This is a genomic window from Tunturiibacter gelidiferens (assembly GCF_014201335.1).
GTDB lineage: Bacteria > Acidobacteriota > Terriglobia > Terriglobales > Acidobacteriaceae > Edaphobacter > Edaphobacter lichenicola_E.
The window spans coordinates 264656-291350 of the sequence record NZ_JACHEB010000005.1; the positions used below are offsets into that span (position 1 = coordinate 264656).

At 56.7% G+C, this 26695-nt stretch carries 16 protein-coding genes; 11 read left to right on the top strand and 5 right to left on the bottom strand.

The genetic code is table 11. The features are described 5' to 3' along the window. Nucleotides 1–199: 199 nt before the first annotated feature. Nucleotides 200–676 carry a peptide-methionine (S)-S-oxide reductase MsrA gene (gene msrA / locus HDF14_RS12395; RefSeq protein WP_183977068.1) on the top strand — a complete coding sequence of 159 codons (477 nt, stop codon included), beginning with the start codon at nucleotides 200–202 and terminating at the stop codon, nucleotides 674–676. An 85-nt stretch (nucleotides 677–761) separates the two neighbouring features. On the opposite strand, the gene HDF14_RS12400 is transcribed toward msrA, so the two are convergent. Beyond that, nucleotides 762–3275 (bottom strand): ABC transporter permease, encoded by a 2514-nt coding sequence (locus HDF14_RS12400; protein ID WP_183977070.1) that lies wholly within the window; start codon nucleotides 3273–3275, stop codon nucleotides 762–764. Nucleotides 3276–3527: 252 nt separating this feature from the next. After that, nucleotides 3528–4253, bottom strand: a complete 726-nt coding sequence (locus HDF14_RS12405; RefSeq protein ID WP_221304665.1) for a DUF899 family protein — start codon at nucleotides 4251–4253, stop codon at nucleotides 3528–3530. Nucleotides 4254–4759: 506 nt separating this feature from the next. Here HDF14_RS12405 and HDF14_RS12410 point away from each other — a divergent pair. The 9 genes from HDF14_RS12410 (at nucleotide 4760) to HDF14_RS26040 (ending at nucleotide 19371) form a co-directional block, all read left to right on the top strand. After that, a complete protein-coding gene (locus HDF14_RS12410; protein WP_183977074.1) occupies nucleotides 4760–6283 on the top strand; it encodes a DEAD/DEAH box helicase in 1524 nt (507 codons plus the stop codon). A 170-nt stretch (nucleotides 6284–6453) separates the two neighbouring features. Beyond that, nucleotides 6454–7971 carry a hypothetical protein gene (locus HDF14_RS12415; protein WP_183977076.1) on the top strand — a complete coding sequence of 506 codons (1518 nt, stop codon included), beginning with the start codon at nucleotides 6454–6456 and terminating at the stop codon, nucleotides 7969–7971. A gap of 120 nt (nucleotides 7972–8091) precedes the next feature. Beyond that, complete coding sequence (locus HDF14_RS12420; protein WP_183977078.1) at nucleotides 8092–9729, top strand: ABC-F family ATP-binding cassette domain-containing protein; 1638 nt, start codon at nucleotides 8092–8094, stop codon at nucleotides 9727–9729. A 73-nt stretch (nucleotides 9730–9802) separates the two neighbouring features. Next, nucleotides 9803–10309, top strand: coding sequence for a chitobiase/beta-hexosaminidase C-terminal domain-containing protein (locus HDF14_RS12425; protein ID WP_183977080.1), 507 nt, complete (start codon nucleotides 9803–9805; stop codon nucleotides 10307–10309). Nucleotides 10310–10378: 69 nt separating this feature from the next. Then, a complete protein-coding gene (locus HDF14_RS12430) occupies nucleotides 10379–10780 on the top strand; it encodes a DUF2237 family protein (RefSeq protein ID WP_183977082.1) in 402 nt (133 codons plus the stop codon). Between the two features lie 272 nt (nucleotides 10781–11052). Next, the gene (locus tag HDF14_RS12435; protein ID WP_183977084.1) at nucleotides 11053–14505 is read left to right on the top strand and encodes a TonB-dependent receptor; all 3453 of its coding nucleotides are present in this window, start codon (nucleotides 11053–11055) and stop codon (nucleotides 14503–14505) included. Nucleotides 14506–14731: 226 nt separating this feature from the next. Further along, nucleotides 14732–15115, top strand: a complete 384-nt coding sequence (locus HDF14_RS12440; protein WP_183977086.1) for an AI-2E family transporter — start codon at nucleotides 14732–14734, stop codon at nucleotides 15113–15115. Between the two features lie 2 nt (nucleotides 15116–15117). Then, nucleotides 15118–15537, top strand: coding sequence for an AI-2E family transporter (locus HDF14_RS12445; RefSeq protein WP_313899555.1), 420 nt, complete (start codon nucleotides 15118–15120; stop codon nucleotides 15535–15537). A 330-nt stretch (nucleotides 15538–15867) separates the two neighbouring features. Continuing rightward, nucleotides 15868–19371 carry a patatin-like phospholipase family protein gene (locus HDF14_RS26040; RefSeq protein WP_221304666.1) on the top strand — a complete coding sequence of 1168 codons (3504 nt, stop codon included), beginning with the start codon at nucleotides 15868–15870 and terminating at the stop codon, nucleotides 19369–19371. A 27-nt stretch (nucleotides 19372–19398) separates the two neighbouring features. Here the strand turns inward: HDF14_RS26040 and HDF14_RS12455 are convergent, their stop codons facing one another. From HDF14_RS12455 to HDF14_RS12465, 3 genes are all read right to left on the bottom strand, one after another. Beyond that, complete coding sequence (locus tag HDF14_RS12455) at nucleotides 19399–21135, bottom strand: glycosyltransferase family 39 protein (protein ID WP_183977088.1); 1737 nt, start codon at nucleotides 21133–21135, stop codon at nucleotides 19399–19401. Nucleotides 21136–22137: 1002 nt separating this feature from the next. Then, the gene (locus HDF14_RS12460; RefSeq protein ID WP_183977090.1) at nucleotides 22138–22722 is read right to left on the bottom strand and encodes a hypothetical protein; all 585 of its coding nucleotides are present in this window, start codon (nucleotides 22720–22722) and stop codon (nucleotides 22138–22140) included. A 155-nt stretch (nucleotides 22723–22877) separates the two neighbouring features. Further along, nucleotides 22878–24161 (bottom strand): vanadium-dependent haloperoxidase, encoded by a 1284-nt coding sequence (locus HDF14_RS12465; RefSeq protein WP_183977092.1) that lies wholly within the window; start codon nucleotides 24159–24161, stop codon nucleotides 22878–22880. 194 nt (nucleotides 24162–24355) lie between these two features. On the opposite strand from HDF14_RS12465, the gene HDF14_RS12470 reads away from it, so the two are divergent. Next, a complete protein-coding gene (locus HDF14_RS12470; RefSeq protein WP_183977094.1) occupies nucleotides 24356–26365 on the top strand; it encodes a winged helix-turn-helix domain-containing tetratricopeptide repeat protein in 2010 nt (669 codons plus the stop codon). Nucleotides 26366–26695 lie beyond the last annotated feature (330 nt).

The following is a 26695-nucleotide window of genomic DNA, read 5'->3' on the forward strand; positions in this document are numbered from 1 at the left end:
CTTTCGTAATCATATTTCTGCAACCTTCGTCTATAGGAGTACGTGTCGTGTACCCCCTGTTCTTCTAACACCTTTGATCGCTTGACACATCTCTCTCGACACGCTCAGAATACTCGCGCTATTAACCTTTCGGGTGATGACAACCGCAACCCGAGAGCATCCAATAAGTGCAGCAAGGATGTAGTCAAGGAGCAGCAGAGTGGCAATCGAAAAAGCAACATTTGGAGCAGGATGTTTTTGGGGAGTTGAGACCCGTTTCAATGAGATCACAGGTGTTATCGACACAGCCGTAGGATACGAAGGCGGAAACCTCGAACACCCAACTTATAAAGAAGTCTGTACCGACCGCACCGGCCATGCGGAGGTCGTCGAAGTCACCTTCGATCCATCCCGAGTCTCTTACGAAACATTATTGGACGCCTTTTTTGCACTTCACGATCCCACTCAGGTTAATCGCCAGGGTCCGGATTGGGGCACCCAATACCGAAGCGTCATCTTTACCCACACCAACGAACAATTTGCCCAGGCCCGCGCTAAGATCGCAGAACTTAGTGCTGCAGGCTCTTACCGCAAACCCATCGCAACCCAAGTGGTTCCTTCGACCACCTTCTGGAAGGCCGAAGAGTATCACCAGAAGTATCTCGAAAAGCGTGGCATGGTGAGCTGCCACATCTAACTTCATTTCAACTCAATCGAAAACGGCGACAACGATTCCATGTTCGTTGTCGCCGTTTTTTCGTTCTTTCTGGCGAGCCAGAAAGTTATTCCGCCCGCAGGGCAGTTGTCGGATCAACCGAAGACGCCCGTCGCGCAGGCACAATCGCCGCAACCACAGCGACCACGGCAACTAGCAAAACCACACCGGCCAGCGTGAGCGGATCCGCAGACGAAACTCCAAAGAGCTGACTCCGCAATAACCGAGCCAACAATACCGAACAGGGAATCGCCAACACAATGCCGATCCCCGCTAAGCGCAGTACATCGGTCAACACCAGACGCGATACACGCAGTCGCGAAGATCCCAACGCAATGCGAATGCCGATCTCCCGTGTGCGCTGCGCGGTCGAGAACGCAAGCACACCATAGAGACCAACTCCCGCGAGCATCGTAGCCAGCAGGCCAAACGATATGGCCAGCAGTTCGATCATGCGTTCGTTCGACAGCGTCGTGTCGATCTGTTCGTCCATGGTTCGCAGCTCATCCACAGCGAGGCCTGGGTCGATCTGTTTCATCGCCTGCCGCACCGTCGCGAAGCTCTGCTCGGGCGGCGTCGCTGTTCGAAGATAGAGATAAAGCTGGCCCGCGAACTTACACTGTTTGAGTGGCGAAAACAGTGTCGGCACTACCGCGTCGCGCAGATTCGCATGTTTCGCGTCTCGCGTAACGCCGACGATGGTCATATATTCACCCGGCTTGCCGTCTCCACCCACGACTCGTCTTCCCACGGCTGCAGCAGGGCTAGTGAAGTAGTGCTTCGCGAAGCTCTCGTTCACAATTCCTACAAGCGGATGAGTCGCATCGTCGTCTTCGGTGAAGGTGCGTCCGGCCAGCAACGGCTCTTGCATTGCGTGGAAGAAGTTCGCACTGATGTAGGGGATCTCGATCGGGAAGTCCTCATCCGGAGGAGCCGTATAGCCCTCCACCGTGGCGTCTCCGGTGTGTCCCATGTCTCCAAGCTCCTGATCAGTGGTTGCGCCGACAGCCTGCACTCCAGGCAGCGTCGCCATCGTGTCCAGAATCTGTTGGTGCAACGCCGGAATCTTCTCCTTCGCGTAACCAGAGAGCTGAGGATCGACGTGAAACGTAATCAGATGCGACGTATTGATCCCGGTATCGACGTGTCGAAGGTTTTGCATCGTTCGCACAAACAGGCCCGATCCCACCAGTAGCAAAACGCTAAGGCCGACCTGCAACGAAACAATGAGACGCCGAAAGTTCAGTGTGCCTCCGGTCGCGGTCGTCGTTTGTTGCTTCAGCGAGTTCACAATGTCCGGTCTCAACAACTGCATTCCAGGCGCGAGGCTGAACAAAACGCTCACCGCAACAGCGACCGCAAAGTTGAAGGCAAGCAATCGTCCATCAAGCGTTGTAGAAAATGCGCTCAGCTCGTCCGTACTTAGCCGCTGCACCAGCAAACGGAGACACGGACGCGCGATCAACAACCCAGCCGCACCCCCGGCAATACCGATCAGCAGACCTTCAAGTAAGAGTTGCTGGACAACACGCCGCGCATTTGCTCCGAGCGCATAGCGCAGCGAGAACTCCCGCACTCGTGCCGCCGAACGCACCAGCAGCAGACTCGCCACATTCACTGCGGCAATCAGGAGCACAAGAAACGCCATCCCCATCACCGCGTATAGCGGTTTTTGCAGCGACTCACGGCTGTATGACAGCCCCCGCGCACCGGGCGCAACGAGTAGCTGGCTCCGAGTCAGGTACTCATCAACGAAGCGCTGCGGCTTCGTTCCGATCGCCTTGAGCTCTTCCGCGCGCAATGCATGCCACAACGGCGCGATGGCCATCTGCGCGTGTTGCGGCGTCTCTCCCGGCTTTAGCCGTCCGATGATGTTCATCCATCGGTCGGTATGGTCCTGCAATCTCTTGCCTCGACCCGGAATCACTTGCTCCAACATCGACACCGGCACAAACACATTGGGCATCTGGCCCCAGACGGCGCTCTGAAATCCCGGAGCGACCACCCCCGCAATCTCGAATGGCGTCCCATTGATCGAAATCGTCTCGCCCACAACACGTGTGTCCGATCCCATATGTGTCTGCCAGTAGGGATAGCTTAGAACCACAACAGGATTGCTCCCGGGCACGGTATCGTCGCTCGCAGTAAGCAACCGACCCTGCGCAGACTTCACTCCAAGAACGCTGAAGTAGTTCCCGCTTACGATTTCTCCATCCAATAGCTCCGAGACCTTGTTTCGCGTGATCCCGACATTAACCGGTGCGGTCGCGATCAACCCATCGAATACGGCCGTTCCCTTGTCCCGAAGATCCCGGTACATCGGGTACGAAAAGGATTGCTCTGGCCCCGAGCCGTGGTCGCTTGTATGACCTGCCCAGGCCTTCCCCGTGCCGCTTAAAACCGCTAGCTGGTCCGGCTCACGCACGGGCAGCGAACGCAGCAGCGCCTGATCGAGCAACGAGAAGATAGCCGTATTCGCCCCCACACCCAGCGCGAGTGTCAGCACAGCAGTCATCATGAACCCTGGCGACCGGCGGATCTGGCGAAGCGAAAAGCGAAGGTCCTGCATCAATGAGTTCATCTCTGCCCTTTCACCCGATGACGGGTGAGGTTCTGGTTGCAGAGAGAGAATGCAGTTGGAATGCCAATCTCATGCGGGCCCAACGCCTTACAAATAAAAGAGTGGCGAATTGCGTCGAGGTCTTAGCTGTTCGTCTGCGGAACCGCCTGTTCATTTGCGGACGCGATTCATCGAGCTTGCCGCGGCTCTAGGTAGTGGGTCAATTTAAGTTCGGGGGCGACCAAGTTACCAATAACCCGTTTTTTGCTGGAACTAAGTGTGCGCTTTCGTTCCGTATACGAGCGACGGATACCACTCCCCACGGCCCCGCGGGGTCAGATCCATAAGGTCCCACATCGGCGTTAGCAAGTCGATCCCTCGTTCCTTGATCTCCGGCGACATCCTCGGATGAGCAGAATAGGAGTGCCGGACAACGCCCTCCTTATCTTTCGCGAAAACGGAGATGGTAGAGTCCTGGGCTCCCTCGGCATCTTCGCTGCCGAGATCGAATTTGAAGGTGTTCGACCCCGCGCTGAGTAAACGCAAACTGTTCCACCCGCGCGAGCGTGCATGATCGCGCACTGCCCTCGGCTCGGCAGCCATCACGACTGCAAAATCGATCTTCTGCGCAAGATGGTGGGCTACGGCATTGAATCCGTCCACCCACATCGTGCACATCGGACACGGCTTCGTCTGCTTCTTGCCGTACATCATCTGGTAAAGCACCAACGGACGCTCCGCAGCGGTAAAGAGCTCGCTTAGTTTGACTGTGCGCACGGGATCGTCGCCCCCTCCGAGATCGGCAGGCCCTTCTAGGAACTCGTATTCCCGTAACGCGGCGCCAGCCGGCAGTGCGCGGCGCAGTGCCGCCACTCGCTCCTGATGCTCCATCAGCTCAATTTCCGCCAGGCGCAACTCTTCGCGTCGGGCGAGGTACTCTGCTGACTCATTCGTAAGGTTCGTCTCGCGGTAGCTTCCGTTGATAAACTCGTGAACCACGCCACACCTCCTCAGCTTCGACCTGCGTCGCTGCAAAGTCTGCCCCTTTGGATGCATTCAACGGAGCTAATGCTAACCTGACGTCCCTGTCGCGTTACGTTCTCGAGGTAGTGTTTTCGGTGACCTCTGTCACTCAGTTCGAAACTGATTCATTGCCCCGAGCACAGCCTCAATCGTCAATCGCACTGCTAGTGTGGTATAGTTATTTTGTACTCCGGTCTAAAGGAGTGCGGGCATCGCAGGCAAAAACTCTTCATGGACTTCGGAGTTTGGCCAGAGACTGCGATTCGCCTCTTCCCACCGCTACCTTCCCGCACGTTGGAAGTCGCGCTGGTTGCTCTGGCTGGAAGACCCGTCACAGGACGAGTCTCGCCGTGCAGCAGCAGCGCTTCGATACCCGACAGCAATGCTGACTAACTGAAATCCATGATGCCACGCTGGCATCTCTGCACCCCTATGCCGCTCTACAACGCCCACTCTATTCGGGCCACCAGACAGGAAAAATTTTGACCTCAGCAACTTTAGAACAGAACGATCAGATCTCGCAGAACCAGCAGAACCCCATTCCCCAAGCCAACACAGCCGCCGCGAATCCAGCAGGCCTTCCTCTCGTTGAGGATGTTCGCTTCACCGACTTCAACATCTCCGACTCCCTCAAGAACCGCCTGACCAGCGCCGGCTTTATGATGCCGACCCCGGTTCAGGCGAAGGCTATTCCGCCGGCGCTCGAAGGCAAAGACATTCTCGCTACCGCCTCTACCGGCACCGGCAAGACCCTCAGCTTCCTTATCCCGATGATCCAGCGCATGGACGCGAACTCGATCCCCAGCACCAAGGGCAAGCGCGGTCCCATTCGCGCCCTCATCCTGCTGCCGACCCGTGAGCTCGCCATGCAGGTCCTCGAGGCCTACTGGAAGCTGGTTCCCGGCTCGAAGAGCGACGCCGTTCTCGTCTGCGGCGGTCTCTCCGAAAATAATCAGCTCGATCAGCTCGACCGCGGCCCCCGTCTCGTCGTTGCGACTCCCGGCCGCCTCGAAGACTTCCTCCGTCGTCGCGAGATCAACATCAACGCCGTCGAGATGCTCGTCCTCGATGAAGTCGATCGCATGCTCGACATGGGCTTCCTTCCCGCCATCCGCCGCATCGTCGGCGCGCTGCCGAAGACTCGCCAGACGATGTGCTACTCCGCGACGCTCGACGCCAACATCCGCGAGATCGTTCGCGACTACGTCAAGGAGCCCGTCCGCATCGAGATAGGCCAGACCTCGAAACCCAGCGACCGCGTCGAACTTCGCGTCTACACCGTCATGCAGGATCAGAAGCTCGGTTTGCTCGACCAGATGCTCCGTCAGGAAGAGGGAACCTTTCTCGTCTTCTCGCGCACCAAGCACGGCGCCGACCGCATCAGCAAGAAGCTCGAGAAGCTCGGCCACGACGCTGACGTCATCCATGGCGATCGCAGCCAGTCCCAGCGCACCGCCGCTCTCAAGGGCTTTGCCAACGGTCGCCACCGCGTCCTCGTCGCCACTGACGTTGCCGCACGCGGCATCGACGTCAACGACATCGCGCACGTCATCAACTACGACCTGCCCAATGCCTCCGACGACTTCGTCCACCGCATCGGCCGCACCGGTCGCGCCGGCAAGAAGGGCGTCGCCACCACGTTTGTCATGCCGCAGGAACGTCACGATGCTCGCAAGCTTGAGCGCGAACTGAAGATAAAGTTTGAGTGGCGCGAGGCCGATAAGAACCTTGAGAAGGAAGTCCGCAACGCACCCCTCGACACAACAGCTCAGGGACAGAACCTCATGCAGCTTGAAACTCGCTCCTGGAAGGGCAACGATCCTGTCAGTCCAATGACGACGCCCAACGCCAACTACGGCGCCAAAAAGACCGGCTTCCGTAGCCGTAGCGGCGGCGGTGGTTTCTCCGGCGGGCGCAGCTCCGGTGGCCGTGGCCCCGGTGGTCGCCCCAATAGCAACAGCCGCCCCGGCAGCAGCCGCTCCGGCCCAGCTCGCCGCGGTCAGTAACCTCCGGCACTCAGACACGAAAGACGCTTCGCTCTGTCAGCCAACCAGCCGCAGAACGGAGCGTTCGTCTTTTAACGAACATCGCGACCGACGTTGTAGTAGTTTTGCCGAAGCTGAGTAGGGCCAAAGTTTGCAGTCTTTGTAATCTGGTACAGGAGAGAATCATCGCCATGACTAACCGGCTTCTGCGTTTCGTCCTGGCGCAGGTCCTGCTCTCCCTTTTGCTTCTGCTCATCTGGTCCTGGCCGCAGATCGACGACGCCTACATCTTTCTCACATACGCCCGTCACCTTGCGTCGTCCGGTCTGTTCGCATTCAATGCTGGCGAAGTCTCCTACGGCTTCAGCAGTCCTGCGTACGTTCTTCTATTGGCTTCCACATCGAAACTCACTGGTCTTGCGGTCAGTGTCGGCATGGCAAATGTACTTGGCCTTCTTCTCTGCACCTTAGCCGCTCTCGCGATTTGGCTGCTTTGGGAAGAGTTGCATCTGCAGCTCTCCGACACTGAAATCATCGTCTCCGCTATCCTTCTCAGCGGCCCGTGGTTCTTCACCGTGTGGTTTTTCTTTGGGATGGAGACTGGCCTCGCTGTCCTAAGCATCCTTGGTCTGCTCCTGGCTCTGGCAAAACTTCGTGCGCAAGCCCGAACCCTCCCATGGCTGCTCGTCGGCATCGTCTCCGCGAGTACCCTCGCAATCACGAGGCTTGAATCCGGCATCTACATCGCCTGCGCAATCATCGTAACTCTCTTCGCGTCGCGATCGAGACGCGAGGTCCGCGACCTCATCCTCATCGCCTTCTTCAGCGGCGCTGTGGAGATCGGTTGGCTGCTCTACGCCAAACGCACGTTCGGTACCTACATGCCCTGGTCGAGCACCGCACGTCTCTTGTACTATCTGCCAACCGCATACACCCACATCGTCGCCGAACGATTCAACCATCTGGACGCGATAGCCCGAACCTTATTCGCCATCAAAGCCGCGTCGCACATGCTCTTCGATGGCCCCCTGAAGATCCTGCTCCTCGCACTCCCGCTTACTGTCGCAATTTTCTTTGCGCGTGCGAAAAGCACTCCCGACACTCTCCAATGGATGCTCCGAATTGCAATCCTTGGGTTTGTGCTTCAAATAGTTACATTTTCCTATCTCTTTCCCCTGGCCCAGAATCGCCACTTCGCTCCCTACCTCGCCTGCCTTTGGGTGCTCGTCGTGCCGCTTATCGTGCGTTCGGCACAGCGGGCGAGTCGTTCCGTTCAAAGCGCACTGGTTCTCGCGATAGTTGCCCTTTGGATCGGCGGCGCAATCCAGTATCGATTCTCAGGGGAGAAACTCGGGCCTCTTCACCGACTCGCGGCCAGAAATCTACTCCCAACCGACCGGGTCGCCGCCGAACCCATCGGCATTCTCGCATTTGAGTCGCCTGCACATATCATCGACCTCGGAGGCCTCACGGACCGCGACGCATGGCCCATGCTCGAGAAGTTCAGTAACTCCCAACTCAGCGAAGTCATCGCATGGGATCTCAGCAAGGGAGCGACCAAGCTGGTACTCAAAGCCGAGCAGTGCGGTGCAAGCGGCCAGATCTTCGGTCACTACTGCCTCATCAACGCCAGCGACGCGCAATCTTTGGTTCACGATTCGAACAGCTCAAAGCCCATAGCAACTCAACCACCTGCCCCGGAGCGCTAGTCCTTCGGCATCGAAACTCGTTAAATTACATCTAAAAAACAGGTATTTGCGGTTATGGCGAATATTCACGCCTGTAACGCGAAAATTGCCACATTCCCCAGCTAAAATGGAAGTAATACCATGATCTCAGTTTCCAATGTCACTATGCGCTATGGCTCGAAGCTCCTCTTCGAGGATGTTTCAGTCACCTTCACCACAGGCCGCCGCTATGGCCTCACCGGCCCAAACGGCGCCGGCAAATCAACCTTCATGAAGTGCCTCACGGGCGAAATCGACCCCCAGAAAGGCACCGTCGTCCGCCCCAAGAAAATCGGCGTTCTCTCCCAGGACCAGTACGCCTTCGACGCCTACCGCGTCATCGATACCGTCATCATGGGCAACAAGGGCCTGTGGGCCGCGCTTGAAGAGCGAGAGATTATCTACGCTAAGCCCGAGATGACCGACGAAGACGGCTCCCGGCTCGGTGAACTCGAAGGCATCGTCGGAGACGAAGACGGCTACGAGGCAGAGTCCAACGCCGCCGTCCTCCTGCAAGGTCTCGACATCCCCGACGAGCTCCACGAGCGCAAGATGTCCGAGCTACAGGGCGGTCAGAAGGTACGTATCCTTCTCGCACAGGCCCTATTCGGCAATCCGCAGGCGCTGCTCCTCGACGAGCCCACCAACTACCTCGACCTAGAGTCCATTCACTGGCTCCAGGACTTCCTCACTCGCTACAACGGCACGGTCATCACCATCTCGCACGACCGGCACTTCCTCAATAACGTCTGCACTCACATCGCTGACATCGACTACGAAACCATCATCACCTACAACGGTGGTTATGACGATATGGTTTTCCAGAAGACCAGCATTCGCACCCGCATCGAGAGCCAGAATGAGCAGCGCGAGAAGAAGATCGCCCAACTCAACGACTTCATCGCTCGCTTCTCTGCCGGCACACGTTCCTCGCAGGTGAACTCCCGCAAGAAAGAAGTCGAGCGGCTCGCCACAAGCGAACTGGCTCGCTCCAACATCGCGCGCCCCTTCATCAGCTTCAAGATGGAGCGGCCCTCCGGCAAAAACGTCCTCGAATTTGAAAAGGTCAACAAAACCTATCCGCAGAAGGATGGCAAGACCGAGCACGTCATCAACAACTTCACCGCTTCGGTCACTCGCGGAGATAAAGTCATCCTCATGGGCCGCAACGGGCAGGGCAAAACCACCCTCCTCAAAGCACTTCTCGCCAATGGCCCCGGCATCGAAGAGACCGACGTCTCCATCGACTCCGGCACCGTCAAGTGGGGGCACGAAGTTTCCATCGGCTACTTCGCGCAAGACCACAAAGGCTCGATCCAACTCGGCATGACCGCCTCTGACTGGCTCCACCAATTCGATCCCCAGGCCACCAAAGAAGACATCCGCGGCATCCTTGGCCAGATGCTCTTCAAGGGGGAAGAGGGTCTCAAAAAAACTGACGCTCTGTCCGGAGGCGAAGCCGCCCGTCTCCTCTTCTGCAAGATCATGCTGCAGAAGCCGAACGTCCTGGTCCTCGACGAACCCACCAACCACTTGGATCTCGAAAGCATCAACGCGCTTAATCAGGCGATTCAGAAGTATGAAGGCACCGTCTTCCTCGTCACTCATGACCAGGATCTGATCGAAGAGGCTGGCACGCGCATCTGGCACTTCGAAGGCGGCCCCACGGACTTCCACATTACCGACCACAAGGGCCCCTACGAGGAATATCAGCAGCAACTAGCCATCGCCGCAAAATAATCCCTCTTGCAAGCGCTGTCCTTCCGAATCGGCTCCGTCAAATCATTGGCGGTGCTGATCGGAGGTACGCATTATGTCGCGCAGGCAATGGATCACCTTCTCCTCAACCGCAGATATTTTTGCCTTTTTCTTACTCCTGCTTTTGTTCTCATCTCCTTCTGTGACATTCGCTCAAAGTCCTCCAGACATAGCACTCGACGAAGGTGCTCGGCAGCCCTGGCTGGATAACGAACAAGCGAGTCAGCAAGCGACACAGGTCGGTCCTGAGTCCAACCAGCAGGCGATGCATCATCTTTCCACTTACGCAGTCGTTCCTTATCCAAAGGGCTACGGAAGAGCCGATAAGCCTCACATCTCCCCTCATTCCGGCCACTACTCCGCCGGTATGCACGTCACTATCCTCGAAGGCGTCCCAAAGGCGAGCATCTTTTACACCCTTGACGGATCTGAGCCTTCCACCCTCTCCACGCCATACGTCGGGCCGATCGCCGTCAACGCGACAACCTGGATTAAGGCAATAGAACGATCGCCGATCTACTCGCCGAGCAAAGTGGCCACCACGAAGTACATCATCAAATAACTTGGAATCCCGTTCCTCTCCCGACGGCTGACCCGGAAAGTGGGATACTGGAAGGCGAACAGGAGTTTCATGCCCACCGTAGAGCCCATCAAAAACCGCGGCAAAAACGTCCTCGGCCAACCCTTGGATATCTGCGGCTGCGAGCCTATGACCGGTTTCTACCGCACCGGCTGCTGCGAGACCGGCCCCGACGATCACGGAGTCCACACCATCTGCTGCGTCGTAGACGAGCCATTCCTCGAAGCCTCGAAAGCCCTCGGCAACGATCTCAGCACCCCCATGCCGCAGTTCGGCTTCGCTGGTCTCAAACCTGGAGATCGCTGGTGTGTCTGCGCCGCCCGCTGGCTTCAAGTTCAGCAGGCTGGCGCCGCATGCCCCATTATTCTCGAAGCCACCCACGAGAACACCCTCAAGATCGTTCCCTTCGAGTTGCTCATTCAGTACGCTGTCATCCCCAGCAAACTTCATTAAAGCATTTTTCATCTCACGCAAACCCTGTCGAAAATAAGTCGGCCTGATCGTAAACAACTCATGAATAAGGCGTTTTGTAACGTTAGATTCATGCGGCGTTTACAACTGCCCTTGACAGTCCCCGCCCAAAGCCTGAGTGTTTTAAGTACTACGACAAAGTCATTTGAGGTTGCACGCGAAAGTCCCTGGGAGATACGAAACCCGGAGTCAACTAGCCGCTAACCATTTACACGCCGTCTTTTACATCGGTGTTTTTAGGAGCCAGTACGAATATGAAACTTCCTCAAGCCTGTAAAGGCCTGCTTGCGTTTGCAGCAGCCGTTCTCCTTGTCTCTCTCAGCTATCCCGCAGCCGCCCAGACCTCCGGTAACGGCAACATCGTCGGCACCGTGACGGATACCTCTGGCGCCACCGTGGCGGGAGTCTCCGTAATCGTCACCAATAACGACACAGGCATTTCGCGCTCGCTTACCACCAACGGCGACGGCTCCTACACCGCAAACTTTCTTCTCCCCGGCCACTACGAGGTCATCCTCGGCGGCGGCGGCTTCGGCAAGATCGACCGCAAAGACCTGACACTCACCGTCGGTCAGATCCTCACCATCGACGCCGCACTCCCCGCGGCCTCAGTCTCCACTCAGGTTGAGGTAACCAGCGAGTCGCCTCTCGTCGACACCGACAAGACAGAAGTCGCCCAGACCATCGGCGAACACCTCATCTCGAATCTTCCCGTTGCCACCCGTAACTGGAGCGCCTTCGTCCTCAATACCCCCAACGTCACGCAGGATGGCGGCAGCGGTCTGGTCAGCTTCCACGGGATCAGCGGCCTCTACAACCAGAACTACGTCGACGGCTCCAACAATAACCAGATGCTCTTCTCCGAGGCTCGCGGCCGCGCATCGGGTGCGCCCTACGTCTACTCCATCGACTCCATCAAGGAGTTCCAGGCCGAAACCTCGAACTACTCGGTCGAGTTCGGTCAGGCCGCCGGCGGTCAGGTCAACGCCATCACCAAGAGCGGAACCAACCACTTCCACGGCGACGCCTTCTACTACCTCCGCTATCCGGATCTGAACGCACTCGATCCCTATAACAAGTTCCAGGCTCTTCACAACAACGGAAACCCCTTCCTCCTCACGCAGCCCGTCCATCAGCAGCATCAGTTTGGCGGTTCCGTTGGCGGACCCATTATCAAGGACCGTCTCTTCTTCTTCTTCACCTACGATGGCTTCCGCAAAGTCGGTCGCGTCCTCTACTCCGACTCCAACACCATCTCCACAACGGGCGCTGGCGCATACACCGCTTCTACTACTGTCACTCCGAACCAATGCCCCGTCGTCGGCACCCCAGGCTATAAAGGAACAACAGGTATCACCACGGCCCAGTGTCTCAACGGTATCCAGTTCCTTCTCAACGTGGCCAACATCAATCCCGGCGACGCTCCACCGGCCCGTTTCCAGAAGCAGAACCTCTTCTTCCCACGCCTCGACTATCACATCAACCAGCGCAACGATGTCTTCGTCGACTACAACTTCGCCGACTATGACAGCACCTATGGCTACAGCCCAGCCAACACGTTCAGCAACAGCTCTCCCACCACCAACGGTCCCACCAGCTACCATGAGCGCTTCCTGGTCGCAGGTCTCACCACTCAGATAGGCAAGGCCTCCGTCAACCAGGTCCACTTTCAGTATGGCCGCGACCTCGAGACCGCAGGTGCGAACGCAGCCGGCCCTAGCGTCGCCACGGGTGTAGTCACCTACGGCATGCCGAACGCCCTGCCACGCGTCGCAGAGCCTGACGAGCACCGCATTCAGTTCACCGACGTCTTCTCGACGACCAAGGGACATCACACCCTCAAGTTCGGCGGCGACGTCAACCTCGTCCACGAAGTCATGATCAATCTCTTTCAGGGCGGCGGCGTCTACAACTACTCCGACACCACCAACACCGCAGCCTTTCAAGACTGGATCGCCGACGCATTCGCAGGACAGCCCGGTGACACCGACCCCTTCGCCGGCTATCACTACAACACCTTCGTCCAGACGATCGACAAGGTCAACACCGCAGCCGGTACCCAGGGTAAAGACGACTTCTGGATGAAGATGTACGACGCCTTCGCCGAAGACTCCTGGAAGATTCGCCAGAACCTCACCCTCACACTCGGCGTGCGCTACGACATTCAACTCACCCCGGCACCTGGCCTGGTCAACAACAACTTTCCTCCTATCTCCACTCAGTACAGCGGAACCATCAAGAACGTGGCCGACCGCGTTCAGCCACGCTTAGGCTTCAGCTGGGCGCCACACATCGGCACCGTTGTCCGCGGCGGCTATGGTCTCTTCTCCGCCCTCAACCAGGGCAGCACCTACTACGCCATGCGCGTTGAGAACGGTGTCGTCCAGGTCAACTACAACTACTCCGGCTGCGAAAGCCTCGTCGGCAACGTGTCGGGTGCACGATGCGCGAAGGTGCCCAGCGCGACCAACAGCTTGCAGTATCCCTTTGTGCCCTTCCCGGTCACTGGCCCTGCGCTCTCTTCGGCGGCCATTCCCACCGGAGGAACCGCACCGGCTGTCAACGGACCGGCAATCCTGGGTAGCCAGAGCTTCCACGGCCTCGATCCCAACTTCGTTCCGCCGCTGTCGCACGAGTTCCAGCTGGCGATTGAGCAGGCCATGCCCGGCAAGATGACCCTCTCGGTCGGCTATGTCGGTACCCGCGCGATGCGTCTGCCTGTCTTCCTCGACGCTAACCTCATCGGCCAGACGCCCTCCGGTGTTCGCACCTATGACGTGCTCAACGCCACCGGCGGGATTCAGGAAGTCCTCACCGTTCCTGTCTATCGCCAGGCGGACCGCCGCAATCCTAACATCACCTCAATCAACACCGGGTTCAGCTCCGCCAACACCTGGTACAACTCTCTCGCCGCAACCGTTCGCCGTCCTTTTGCAAACGGTCTTGAGGTGCTGGCAAACTATACCTGGGCGCGGGCAACCGACGACGGTCAGGTCGGCGGAGCCAACGGCACTTTCTTCGGTGGCGACACCCCACTCGATCCCAACAACATCCGTCGCGACAACGGTCCTTCGGACACCGATATCCGTAATCGCTTCACCTTGAGCTTCGTCTACCAGCCCAAGCTCTTCCCGGATAACAAGATCGTCAAATATGCAGTCGACGACTTCACGTTCTCCGGCGGCTTCATCGCCTCCGGCGGTCAGCCCATCTTCATGGGCATGAACGGCACCGTCTTCTCCGGCACTGGAACCAGCTACGGAGCCGACGGCAACATCTACGGCGGTGCTATGAGCTCCAGCTCCGGCGCTCCTACCACTGGCCGTCCCCCGCAGATCGGCCGCAACAGTATCTATGGACCGGGCTTCAACGACTTCGACTTCCGCGTTGCCCGCAACATCCCCATCCACGAGGCCATGTATCTGCAACTCTCCGCAGACGCCTTCAACCTCCTCAATCACACCATCGTCACTGGAGTGCAGGGAACCTACTCGCAGTACGCAGCGGCTTCAACCGCTGCGACCTCCGCCTGCAGCACCGCAACGGGATCGGCGACCGCCGGCACCGTTCCGGCAGGATCCGTGCTGCAGGGCTGCATCTCGCCCTTCACCGGAACCGGCCTCTCAGCCTTCGGTGTGACGTCAGGCACCAACAACAGCCTCTACGGCGCACGTCAGATGCAGTTCGGCGCGAAGTTCTTCTTCTAGCCAATCAAAACGCAACAAACAAACGCCAACAAGAAAGCGGTTCCGAGGACCAATCGGAACCGCTTCATCTTTTGGGCGATCCTAGAGATAAATTCTTTGCCGGTAGTGCTACTCTTGTGCGGAGAATTCATTCAGTTCTCAATGACCTAGATGGTGAAGCCTCGTTAGTCCTGTGAGCAATGGATGACGCAGATGCGGTCCGTTCTCACGCTCGGAAGGAGACTCCATGTTCGGGCTCGATTCGCGTGTGCTTCGCATAGTCTGGACTCTGGTCTTCTGCTATCTGCTGTACCGCTTGCGTGACACCATCTTCCTCGTCGTATTGTCGATCATCATCGCATACATGCTTTTGCCGGTCGTGGATTTCATCTACAGCAGGCTCACGCATGGACGCCATCGCGGATGGGCTCTCGCCGGCGTCTATCTTTTGATCTTTGCCCTGATTCTTTGTGTCGGCGGACTGATCGGCTACTATGCCTTCCAGCAAGCAGTTGAACTCACAAAGCAAATACCCGATCTGACGCAACCCAACGCCATCGATCACATCCATCTTCCCAAGTTCCTGAGCGATGGGACGCGCCCATCCGCGACCACCTCAAGTCCTGGATAGAAGTGCATGGCAAGGACATGCTCGAGACCCTCACCGACCTCAGCATGAAACTCCTCTCCGCAGCCGGTAGTATTGTGCTTCTGCTGATCGTCCTGCTGCTGAGTTATCTGCTTCTGCGCAACGGTCCAGATTTGCTTGAAGGAATCGTCTGCGCCCTGCCGCCGGCCTCTCGTCCGAAGTTCCAGGAGATCCTTCGCGATGAACATGATTTCCTGAAACACTGGGCCCGGTCCGTAGTCCTCTGCGCGATCATCACCGACGCGATCTACGTCATTGCCTTCAGTCTCTTGCGTGTCCCTTACAGCGTGCTCCTTGCACTGATGATGTTTCCCTTCGAGTTCATTCCTCTCGTGGGCCCGCCGCTGGCGTTCCTGATCGTTCTGATCATCGCAGCGGTCACAGACTTTCACGCCTTCGGATAGCTCATCTTCATCTTCGTCCTGGTTCGCCTTCTGGTGGACTATGTCCTTCAGCCATACTTGTTCAGCTCAGGCCAGTTTGAACTACCGCCATTCATCGTTATCGTCAGCGCCCTGCCGGCGAAGCCATTGCAGGCGTTCCCGGAGTTCTGCTGTCGATTCCGGTCTCGGCAACCATCTTGATTCTCTATCGCCGCCTCTATTGCGACACCCCTCCCGACGAACAAATCACTGAATCAGCGTCGCCCGCACGAGTTGAACTCTAGGTCCCAACGCCACAACCTGTTAGACTCCCGCGTACCCCCGGATAACTTGTCGAAGCGGAGTCCTAGAATGTTCGATTCGAACCAGTCCTACTGTTTACGTCTTGCCGAGGTCACCTTCCCCTTGCTCCTCAGCAGGCCCGCATCTACCGCCGCCTCCGACGCTCCACGCTCGCCGCGTCGCGAAGATTCTCAAGAGTCTGAAGACCCACTCAACCTGCGGCCTTCGATCTGCGACGAACTCCGTCAGCTCTTCGGCCCAAGTTGCGACTCCTGCCTCGGCTCCATCCAAAGCCTTGCCGCGGCCCTCGAACTTCGGCCGGATATCCAGTCGCGACTTGCTGTAGTAACCCAGTACACGCCAAGCAAATGGCTCCTTGAGCGCGAACTTCAGGCCTTCAGCTATTGGCCGACGCCGCCTCCAAAACACGATAGCGACTGCCCCCCGACTCCGGACGGCAAGCCTGACCCGTACGATGTGGCTCGCTGCCGCGCAGCAACAGGGCTATGTCTTTCAGGCGGCGGCATCCGCTCTGCGACTTTTAATCTCGGCATTCTCCAGGCTCTCGCGCGCCACGGACGAATCAGCAAGCTCGACTATCTTTCCAGCGTCTCCGGCGGTGGCTACATCCATCAGTTCCTTGCCAACTGGATCTACAAGGCCGGCAGCACCTCGACCGTCGAAGGGCTACTCGATCCAATTCCAAATCAACCCGAAGTCAGCCCACTTGGATACCGCGCAACCGTGCAACCAGAACCTCTGCGGTGGTTGAGACGACATTCCAACTACCTCGCCCCTCGGACAGGTGTCGTCTCCCTCGATACCTGGACCATAGCCGCAACGTGGACACGAAACACTGCACTCAACCTCGTCGTTCTTCTCTCCACCCTCTTCTTGGTTTTACTGCTTCCTCACATCGGCACCATTCCCTTCGCCGCCTCAGCGGCGCACCCTGCTCTGTTCACTCTGCTCCGTTGGATCCTCGCGATTATCTTTCTCGTCGTTGTGAGCTACCTTAGCCGTTGGCTCGCACACCTCGACCCCCCTGGCCCCCAACCCATCTTTATCAAGCTCGCCTGCGGCAGCTTGCTCGGCGCTGCAGTTCTAGTCGCCCCCTCCATCTACCAAACGATCATCCCCGGGGGAAGCATTGCTGATCCCTCAGCAAAAGCAGTCTTCCACGAGGTCGATCAACCAACCCACCTTCACTACAAGGGTTCTTTTCAGCAACAGACTCCCAACGCTGAATCACTCGAGGTCCTCGTTGATTCTCGCCAGCCGGTGCCAGCCTCTCGCCTGCGCGAACACTGGTCCGCACGACCCCTCGGTTTATGGCACGACCTAATGAATACCCGTGCCTCCACCATCCCGATACTCTTATTCACCTGTCTCTGCGGGCTGCTTCTCTCGTCCGTCTTCAGTGCTGGCAAGATTGACGTCCAGATCGCATCCGCAGTCGGGATCCTCGGCATCGCGTTTGCATACCTGCTTCTGGATGGCGTGCGCCTTCTCTTCTTTGTCGCCTGCTTTGGGGTTCCGCTCTACCTCATCCCAGCGCTTGCCGTAGCCCTGCTCCCACCGCTCCTGTTGGCCGTTCCGTTTGTTCTGATGGAAGCCGGCCTCGGTATCGTCGGTGACAAAGCCGACTCCGGACAACGCGAGTGGATGGCCCGTCTTCGAGCCCTCTCCTTCCTCTTAGGTGGAAGCTGGTTTGCCCTTACTGGCATTGCACTCCTGGGTGCTTATCTTGTGCGCACCCTTTCCAACTACACCGTAGCCAGTTACACCATCTGGATTGGATGGCTTGGCACCACCATTGCGGGCGTGCTCGCCGCGCGAAGCACACGCACCGAGACCGGCGAAACCCCAGACTCCCCATCTTCGGGACTGCTCCTAGAACTGCTCGCCAAAGTTGCGCCTCCGGTCTTTGTCCTCGGACTGCTCCTCATTCTCGCCACCTTCGTCTCTTGGAGCGTGGTTGTCCCGCACGGCACTCCTCTCCAGCGTGAGCATCGCTTCCTGCTTCTCTTCTTCCTCAGCCTGGCGATAGCCCTCTTCTTCGGGCGACGTGTCGATATCAACGACTTCTCCATGCACGCCTTCTATCGCGACCGGCTGGCCCGCTGTTATGGGGGCGCTGTCGATCTCCATCGCATTCCCAATCTCTTCACCGGCTTCACCCGAAACGACCGCAGTCTGCGTGTCCATCAGCTTCTCCCCGTCGGGTACCGCGTACTCGACGAGCAGGGAAACGCCGTACTCGATAAGGAGGGCAATCCAGTAGTCGGCACCTACAAAGGCCCGTTTCCCGTCATCTGCACCGCCATCAATCTCACCACCGGCGAGGATCTCGCCTACCAGGAGCGCAAAGCCGCGAGCTTTGTCTTCACGCCAATCTTCTCCGGCTATAACGTCGGCTGGACCGCCGCCCGCAACCACTGGAACCAGTTCAACGGGTTCGTTGACACTCCTAGCTTCGTATACGCGGAGGCCGGATCCATCACGCTTGCCACCGCGTGCGCCATCTCCGGCGCTGCCGCCAGCCCCAGCATGGGCTACCACTCCAACCCCGCCATCGCATTTCTTCTCACCGTCTTCAACGTGCGTCTCGGATGGTGGCTCCGCAATCCGCGCCGCCGTCGCATTGGCCGGGTCACTCCATATCCCATCCCTCCATCCGGCAAGCCAGATGCACTTAGCCGATTCTTCACGCTCAAACCAGGCACGCTGCCCTCGTCCCCTCGCTTCGGCCTTCTCCGCCTAGTCAATGAGCTCTTCGGTCAATCGGACGACACCACCTCTTACATCTACCTCACCGACGGCGGTCACTTCGACAACATGGGCCTCTACGAACTCCTCCGCCGCCGCTGCCGCACCATCGTCGTTTGCGACAGCGAGGCAGATCCCAACCTTGCGTTCCAAGGCATTGGCATGGCCATCCGCAAGGCCCGCCTCGACTTCGGCATCGAAGTCACTCTTGATCAAACCGCTCCGGTTCCACCAGAATCACCCGGAGACCAGTCCGTTCCAGGGCATGCCCCCTCATCCGCTGGGTCACCTTCAACGAAGACGGAGCATGACACCTCCTCGGCCAGTCCGGCGACGGCAACCTCATCCACCGATCCAGCAAAACCCTCCGCCGAAGCTTTGTCGCAGCAGCAGCCGTCGGAGGCCCCCTACGTCCTCAAAGCCCACGTCTCATCCACTGATTCTCCCGGCTTCACTGCAACCGTTTCGCATCAGCAACCCCCACCCACGGTCGAAGGCCTGTCTTCCTTCGGCGAATATCCTTCCAACTCCACCCATTGTGTCTACGGCACAATTCGCTATCCCGAGGACTCCCATCCCAGTCAGTTCGGCCACATCCTCTACATCAAGGCCTCGCTCACCGGAGACGAACCACCAGACATCCTTAACTACCGTCGCGAGCACAAGAAGTTCCCACACGACACGACGCTGAATCAATTTTTTACCGAGTCGCAGTTCGAAAGCTATCGCCGCCTGGGCGAACACATTCTTCTCTCCGACGAAACCGCGATCTCATGGATGAATCGCTATCTCCCGTCGCAATAAGGTCGAGAAAATCGATTTTGCTTGCCTTCATGGAATTTTCTGAACGTAGAGAGTTCGATGATGCTGAAATAACCATGCGTTAAATGAGACAGGGGTGAAAGAAGAAGGCGTATAGCAAGTTGATTCATCGTACGACAAGGCATATCGAAGACTGAGTGACGGCATCTGGTCTGAAAACCAGGATTGACATGCGATCGAAAGACCCCGCTGCATTGGGTAAACCTTATAGGTGCCCTTGGGAACGACTAGGCGAGGTTCGTTGATATAGCCAGAATTCTGAAGCTGCGTCCAGGCGTCATATTCAAAACCAGCACGGATCTCGCTTCTAGTCACGCCCGTAGATAGCACTTCGTTTGTAATCGCTAGTATCGCGCGATCTCTGGCATATAAGTCGTGTAGTTGGCCGACACCGTAGGCACCTAACACTAGAATCAATACCACGGTCAGTGCGGGCAAACGGCCTCCGACCTTCTGCTCATATAGTCGTAATAGACCAACCATGGCCAAGAGAATGAGGGGGATAAGATATCTATCGAATACGCTTGTTCTAGTCACTATTAAGAATATGTAAGCGACAGAGTAGGGAACAAACATTACGCCAATACTATTCCAGGTAAAATCCGTTCTTCCTTTCCAGTCTCGACGTTGTAGCTTGGAAACGTTGAGAAGAAACAGGACGAATCCGAAGATGCTGAAAATGAGTAAAAGGGTCACTACCAGGCGGAATTCATACGGAACTATATCTGGTTGTCTCCCAAGAATCCCGGATCCGCTCAAAAGCCCCCTGTTCACTGTGCCGCCCGGGAACTCACCCGCAAGAGTGAATTGGTCATTCGATATCAGCCCCAAAACTCCAATCAATACAAATACACTCGCCAGAATCGTAGCTTGACGGTGCGTTTGCCGGTCATGAAGCGGCAGCTTGGCTATGAATGCGGCAATAATTGGAAGAAGATAAAACGAGATTGCAAGGATGTTGCGAAAAATTATGTTCTGCAGTATCCCCTTAATGCGGCCGTGCGGCAGGTGTATTAGAGCGTCGGTAAGTGAGTAAGGTTGCTGACTGAACCAATGCATAGCCCAGGCGATAGCGCCGATACTAAGTACCCACAGGCCGAAGGCAACTACCGTAACACCATTTCTCCTCCGAAGGTGCCATGCGGTGCAAGGAACAACCACTAGCGCCCCCAGCCAAGCCACCTGTCGGACAGTCCCACCCGCGACATTTGTTAGAGTTGCGAATACCAACCATCCAATCGTTTTCCCCGCCGAGTTCGTCTGAATTGCACGCGTGCAGCTGTAAAAGCAAAGCACAATACAGAGAAGTGCTGGAACGTCCGACATAAAGGTGAAGGAAGCAGGCAAGAAAACTGGTGAGAGTGCAATCGCGAGAGTGCCAATCGTGGCATTCCAGGCGCTTATTCCGAGACGACAAAATAGCCGCTGAATAAGGACGATCGTCGCAAGACCAATAATCAAAACAGAGAGCCGGGCAATCAGGAAAGAAAACCCAAACTGTCTAATGAAAAATGAGCCCCAATACAGTTGCCAACCCAATATGGCAGTCGCCCACCCGTTGTAAACGATGTGCCCAGTAGTGACGAGAGCCCGCGCGCTCCAAATATAGGACCAGTCATCGTCTACGCCCATCTCGGCTACAGGATGTGCAGCAAGAATCGCAAGAACAAGAAAGAGACAACACAAAATCGGACCAAGCACGATCTGACGAATTCTTATAAACGAAAGATTATTCCACTCACCCATAACGATTTGCAGTCCCTTTTGATCAACAAGAGTTCCTTACTGTTTTCTTGCCTAATACCCTCATTCTCACGCCATAGAAATCAGACTCCAGTAGAAGGCCGTTGCCGCGAGAGGAAGTCACGGAATTGTCTCTCATCGCGCTCACGGATGCGATTGGGGGCAAATGAAGGCTTTTATGGCATTATCGTTTTCTAGAATACCCCAAAGCGCGAATGAACTCTCGCACCACTGACCTACAGAGCACCCATTAGCGATCAGACCATCTTACATCGCAGTCGATTGCACCCTGTCTGCCTATACTGGCATTCCGCGCGGCTGTCAAAACGCAAAGATAAAAAATCTCTCTGATGTCACCCAGCGTAGCTCTCGCACGGCAGTCGATCGTTAGTGCCACACTCTCAACAGCCATTTGACCTATGGGTATCCCCGATGTCCTTCGGAGAACCTTCGTTCAAAATTATCGCGTCGATAGAAATGATGGCAACTGCGACGCGTGGGTCTGTAATCATGCGGAGGTTCACTAAGATCCCCCTATCTTGCATTCGCCAAACTGACTCACGGTAACTCGAAGCGCTAACCCAAGGCACAGCGTCCGCTGTTCCGTCTCCTATAAACGAAGGAATCTACTGTATCCCGCGCCACAGCTCACATCGGCGTGGATTCGAAGCAAGGCATCGTGCACTGGGCCTGCACTTCGGCGGCCTCGGTGTAAGAGGTGTAGCTCGGTCGATGGCCGACGCCTTAGGCGACGATCTCAGAATCAGGACGCGGGGTGCTGTTTCATACGATTGCGTGCAACTCCATTCATGAAGCCCGAAGTTGCCGCAAACCCCGTTTCTGCGGCAATTCAATCTAGGATTCACAACCGCATTATTTCGTCTCGGCATGAGCCAGAGTTCCTCTGCCCAGAAAACGGAAGCGCTTACCACTGTGGTGGCAATTTACGTATGATTGCGGCCACTAGACGACTGAAGCGTCTACGCCGGCGGAATCATCCTTGGCCTAAAATAAAGGCTGATTTAGATCGATCTCCCAAGTGACAGAATATTGGGAATTAGGTCCGCAGCCAGATGGAGAGCGGACACCTGGGTGATGTGTTTGGTGGTTAAAGATGTTATTGGAAAGCATCGAAGTCAGATCCTCATAGGTAAAGTGGTCCTGCTCCGCCGCAACCATACCATCACAGCTGCTGGGATTCAGAACACCTTTCAATTCGTCGTTGAACCAGGTTTGCCCGTCTTCCAGCGCTCCCGTTAAATTATTAGAAGTCGGCCCCTGCCCGTTTGCCCACGCAACGCTCGCCTTTTGAAGCGCCTCCTCTGCGACGCCTTGCTTGGCTGAGCCTGCGTTCACAATCATGTAGTTGAAAACGAACTGATTCCCAGGTTCCAAATCGATACCCAAAAATGCCAGGTTGATCGGATAGTTGCCGCTATTGAGGTCACCCAAGTACTTGACCTGCGTTTGCGGAGCCGAAACTCCAACTTGCACTGTGAATACAAGATAGTCGGTATCTTTGTGCTTCGAGCGAGTATTTATGATTGTGGCGGATACAACACTGAAGAAGAAAGATGGCATGGTTTTCACTAACCTCCTGTCGATAGGCAACTGAAACAATCTTCGCCAAAAGTTCGGCGTCTTCAAACGGTATGGCGCGGAATTGCAGCCACTCCTTCGATTAACCGCCGAATGCAGTGCTTTGCCGTGGGACACGAATGGCGAATCGCTCTCGAACTTGGCGCTTATTCGTCATCGCGCATCCGACGTAAGTTGTTTCTGTACACAGCCCTTCCTATAGCGTTTCCCAGGCGCTCGCCCGCGACCTGATCGGTTCGAAAATGTATCCCACCGTAAACACGTGCGTCGGAGATGTCGTCGGTAATCTGCTTGAACGTCGTGTATTGCAATACGATGTCGGGCACGGTGGGATTTGACAACGTCATGAAATGGCCGCCTTCACCGTATATGCGTCTCAGAATTTCGGCGGCGCTATTAGCTGCGCTCCCGTGGTTGGAGGGATAACTCGGGAAACATGGAGTCGTGACAAATGGGGCCCAGTTGGGATCAGGATCAGTTTTCGGATTGTCGTCTGTGTCCCCAGCATGGATCGCTGTTTCGGGTCGCCAGAAATTGTAGTGATACTTGTTGAAAAATGCCGCGACCAAGCTGTCATTCATCGCCATGTTTATTAGGGCCAGCGCACGAGCATTTTCGGTCAAAGAATGCCGCCGCTCCTGCGCGACCTGCTGGACAGCCTGATTGAAGACCTGAGTTGGCGAGGCGGCGGCATAGAAGAGCGCGACATTCGCGCGATCTTGTGGTCGCTCTGTGCTGTTGATGCTTCCCACCGTCATCACCTCGTTGTAGGTTTTCGCATATTCGCGGCTCGTGAGCACTGGTGGTGGGTCTAGGAGATACTCACTAACACTCGGGATACCGAACGGAGTTATGTTTTGCCATTGGAACGCGATTCCGACAGCGACTCCATTCATAATTGGACAACTCGGTGTGGCTTGCCATTCCCCCGGAACCGGCGGCCCGGGTATCTTGAATTGCGGAGGCGACGATCCATCGTTTGCGCGCAGAGCGATCATGGCCAAAGCTGCGGCTTCACCCGTGGCAATGCCATCGGTCTTGGCTTGACCGTCCGGTATAGACGCGAGAGAGTTGGCGCGTTCGGTGTCGAGGGTCGAGGCGCTAGCTGTGAAATAGGTCCTAAGCACGCGATAGGCAGCCTGGATGGCTGCAGCCTCGGGGGATGCATCTCGCGGTGCTACGATCGTTCCAAGATAGGGATGATAATCGCCCGTGATGGCGTTCACGGATTCGAATACAGCGAGTTGTACGATTGCCGCGTATCGTGCTTGGGCGAATGGGTTCTGGCCGTTCGTGACCGCTGTGTTCACTGCGATCACGTTCCAGTCCAATACGGCATCGGCTTTCGCGACGGCAGACACGAATAGAGTTGCGATCAACATGCATAACCCGAGAACCCGGTTCTTTGTGTCGCCATCTATCTTTTTCATTGTGCTTCTCCGATTCTTCATTGGCTTTCGGTCAGTGATGATCGGCATATTTGCCGCAACGGAGGCCTGTTGTCCATATCGGAGAGTGTGTCGCGGCGTTATGCTTTGTGTCGCTCTAAAGGCAAGTGTGGGTTGCACTTGCATCAGCCTCTACCGATGTGGTGTAAAATCACTCAGCTTCCATGGGGTGTGCCATGGCTTCCGAGCCAGCTGGAGTGGAGCAACCGATCCGGGTCGGCGAGGGCTACGAGATTGACCTGCGTCCTCGGAGGCTGCGCCGTGGCAGACATGTGCTGAAGCTTGAGCGTATCCCGTTCGAGATCCTTCTCCTGTTGCTTGAACACCGGGACGAGATCGTCACCCGGGACGAAATCGTGTCAAGAGTGTGGGGCAAAGGCGTTTCCCTCGATACCGACAACAGCATCAGGGGCGCGATCCGGAAGCTTCGGCAGGCGCTGAAGGATGACGCCGAGTGCCCGCGATTCATACAAACAATCACCGGACAGGGGTATCGCTTCATTGTGCCGGTCGCTCCTCCTGAGGAAGAAAACCGGGCGGAGACACCCAGCCCTGAAGCATCAACCGTCCCCACAAGCGAGCAGAATCTCGTGTCGAAGCCCAACGGCTGGTTGCAGACCGGTGGACTGCGCTCGGTGGGAGAGCAGCAGGATCGAACCGCCGCGAAATTGCCTGCTGCGGAAAATGGCCAGGGGCAGAGGAATTGGCTTGCCCGCAGGGGGCTTTTGCTTGGAGCAGTGCCTTTGCTCGTACTGATCGCTGTCACAGCGTACATCCTCGCCCGGAACAGATCGGCTCACGCGAAAGCTCCCAAAATCACTTCCCTCGCGGTACTGCCGCTGAAAAACCTTTCCGGTGATCCGGCACAGGAATATTTTGCCGACGGCATGACCGAGGAAGTGATCGGACGCCTATCCATCATCCGTGGGCTTCGCGTCATCTCCCGCACGTCGGCGATGCAATTCAAGGACACCAGGCTCTCGGCGACGGAGATTGCCAGGAAGCTCGGAGTAGACGCGCTCGTCGAGGGGTCCGTGATGCGGGAGGGCAACCGCATTCGCGTCCACGCGCAGTTGATCCGTGCATCAACTGACGAGCACTTCTGGTCCGAGTCCTACGACCGCGAACTCGGCGACGCCCTCACGCTGGAGAGCGAGGTCGCACAATCCATCGCACAAAAAGTGGAGGTTACGGTCACAGGCGAAGAGCGCGCCAGACTTGTTGCCGCACCTCCTGTGTCGCCGGAAGCTTACGAGAGCTATCTCCAAGGTATGTTTGCCAAAGGCAACAGCAGAGCCGAGGTCGAAAAGCGTATCGCCTGGTTCGACGAGGCGATCAGGAAAGACCCGACATTTGCGCAAGCTTACCTCGGCCTGGCAGACGCGTACGGGAACCTTGGCACAGTTTTTGTCGGCGCTCCCCCGAGTGAAACGCGTCCAAAGGTGATCAACGCGGCTCGAAAGGCGCTGGAGCTAGATCCTGATCTCGCCGACGCGCATGTCCTGCTGGCAAACATGTACATGAGACAGTGGAAGTGGGCCGAAGCCGAGGCTGAATACAAGCGCGCCCTCTATTTGAATCCGAACGACGCTGCTGCGCACGACAGATTCTCTGACTGGCTGTTGTGCCATGGACGTATGGAGGAGGCGCTGGCGTGGGCCCGCCGTGCCCGCGATCTTGACCCTCTCGGAACTTCTGGCCACACCATCGCGTGGACTTTGTTGAACGCACATCGCTATGACGAGGCCATACGCGAGTTCCGAAATGTCCTGGCGGTAAGACCGGACGACCGTTTACCCCTCTGGCCTCTGGGTTGGGCGCTCATTTGCAATCAGCAAGCCGAAGGCGCAATTCCCGTGCTGGAGAAGGCGGCTTCTGTAACCGATCGCAGCCCAGGGGTTATTAGTACGCTGGTCTGGGCGTATGCCCACACCGGGCGACGAGCAGATGCACTTCGACTCCTCGGAGAATTGAAAAAGCGCCAGCAGAGAGGCTACGTTCCTGCCGGTGCCTTTGTGAATGCTTATTTGGGGCTCGGCGACAACGATGAGGCATTTGTGTGGTTTGAGCGGGCCTACGAGGAACAATCCAATATTCTGATATACATCAAGGTCTCCCCGTGGTTTGATCCTCTGCGCGGCGACCCGCGCTTTCAAGATTTGGTGCGCCGCGTCGGGCTGAACTGACCCTGGCGCCCAGCTGGAAGTTGGGAAGCTATTTCCCTTAGTTATTTGGTGGTAATTAGTCCTGATATATCGGCTTCTGCTTTCTAATCGTTCTTTCACTTGGCCGTGAAACCGGCTTATCGGACAGTGCCTGCAAAGTCGGCTTATCGGCAAATTCAATTCGGTTGTTTTCGACAACCTATATTTTGTGCACATGCAAGAGGGCAATGTTACTTCCGTATTGCCGGCAACTCACCTGGAAGTTGTAAACGACAATCGACCTCTGCCATCTTTCGCGAGTTAGTAGATGTGGTAGGCTCAATTCGCCTTCACCTCCATATCAACAAGGAT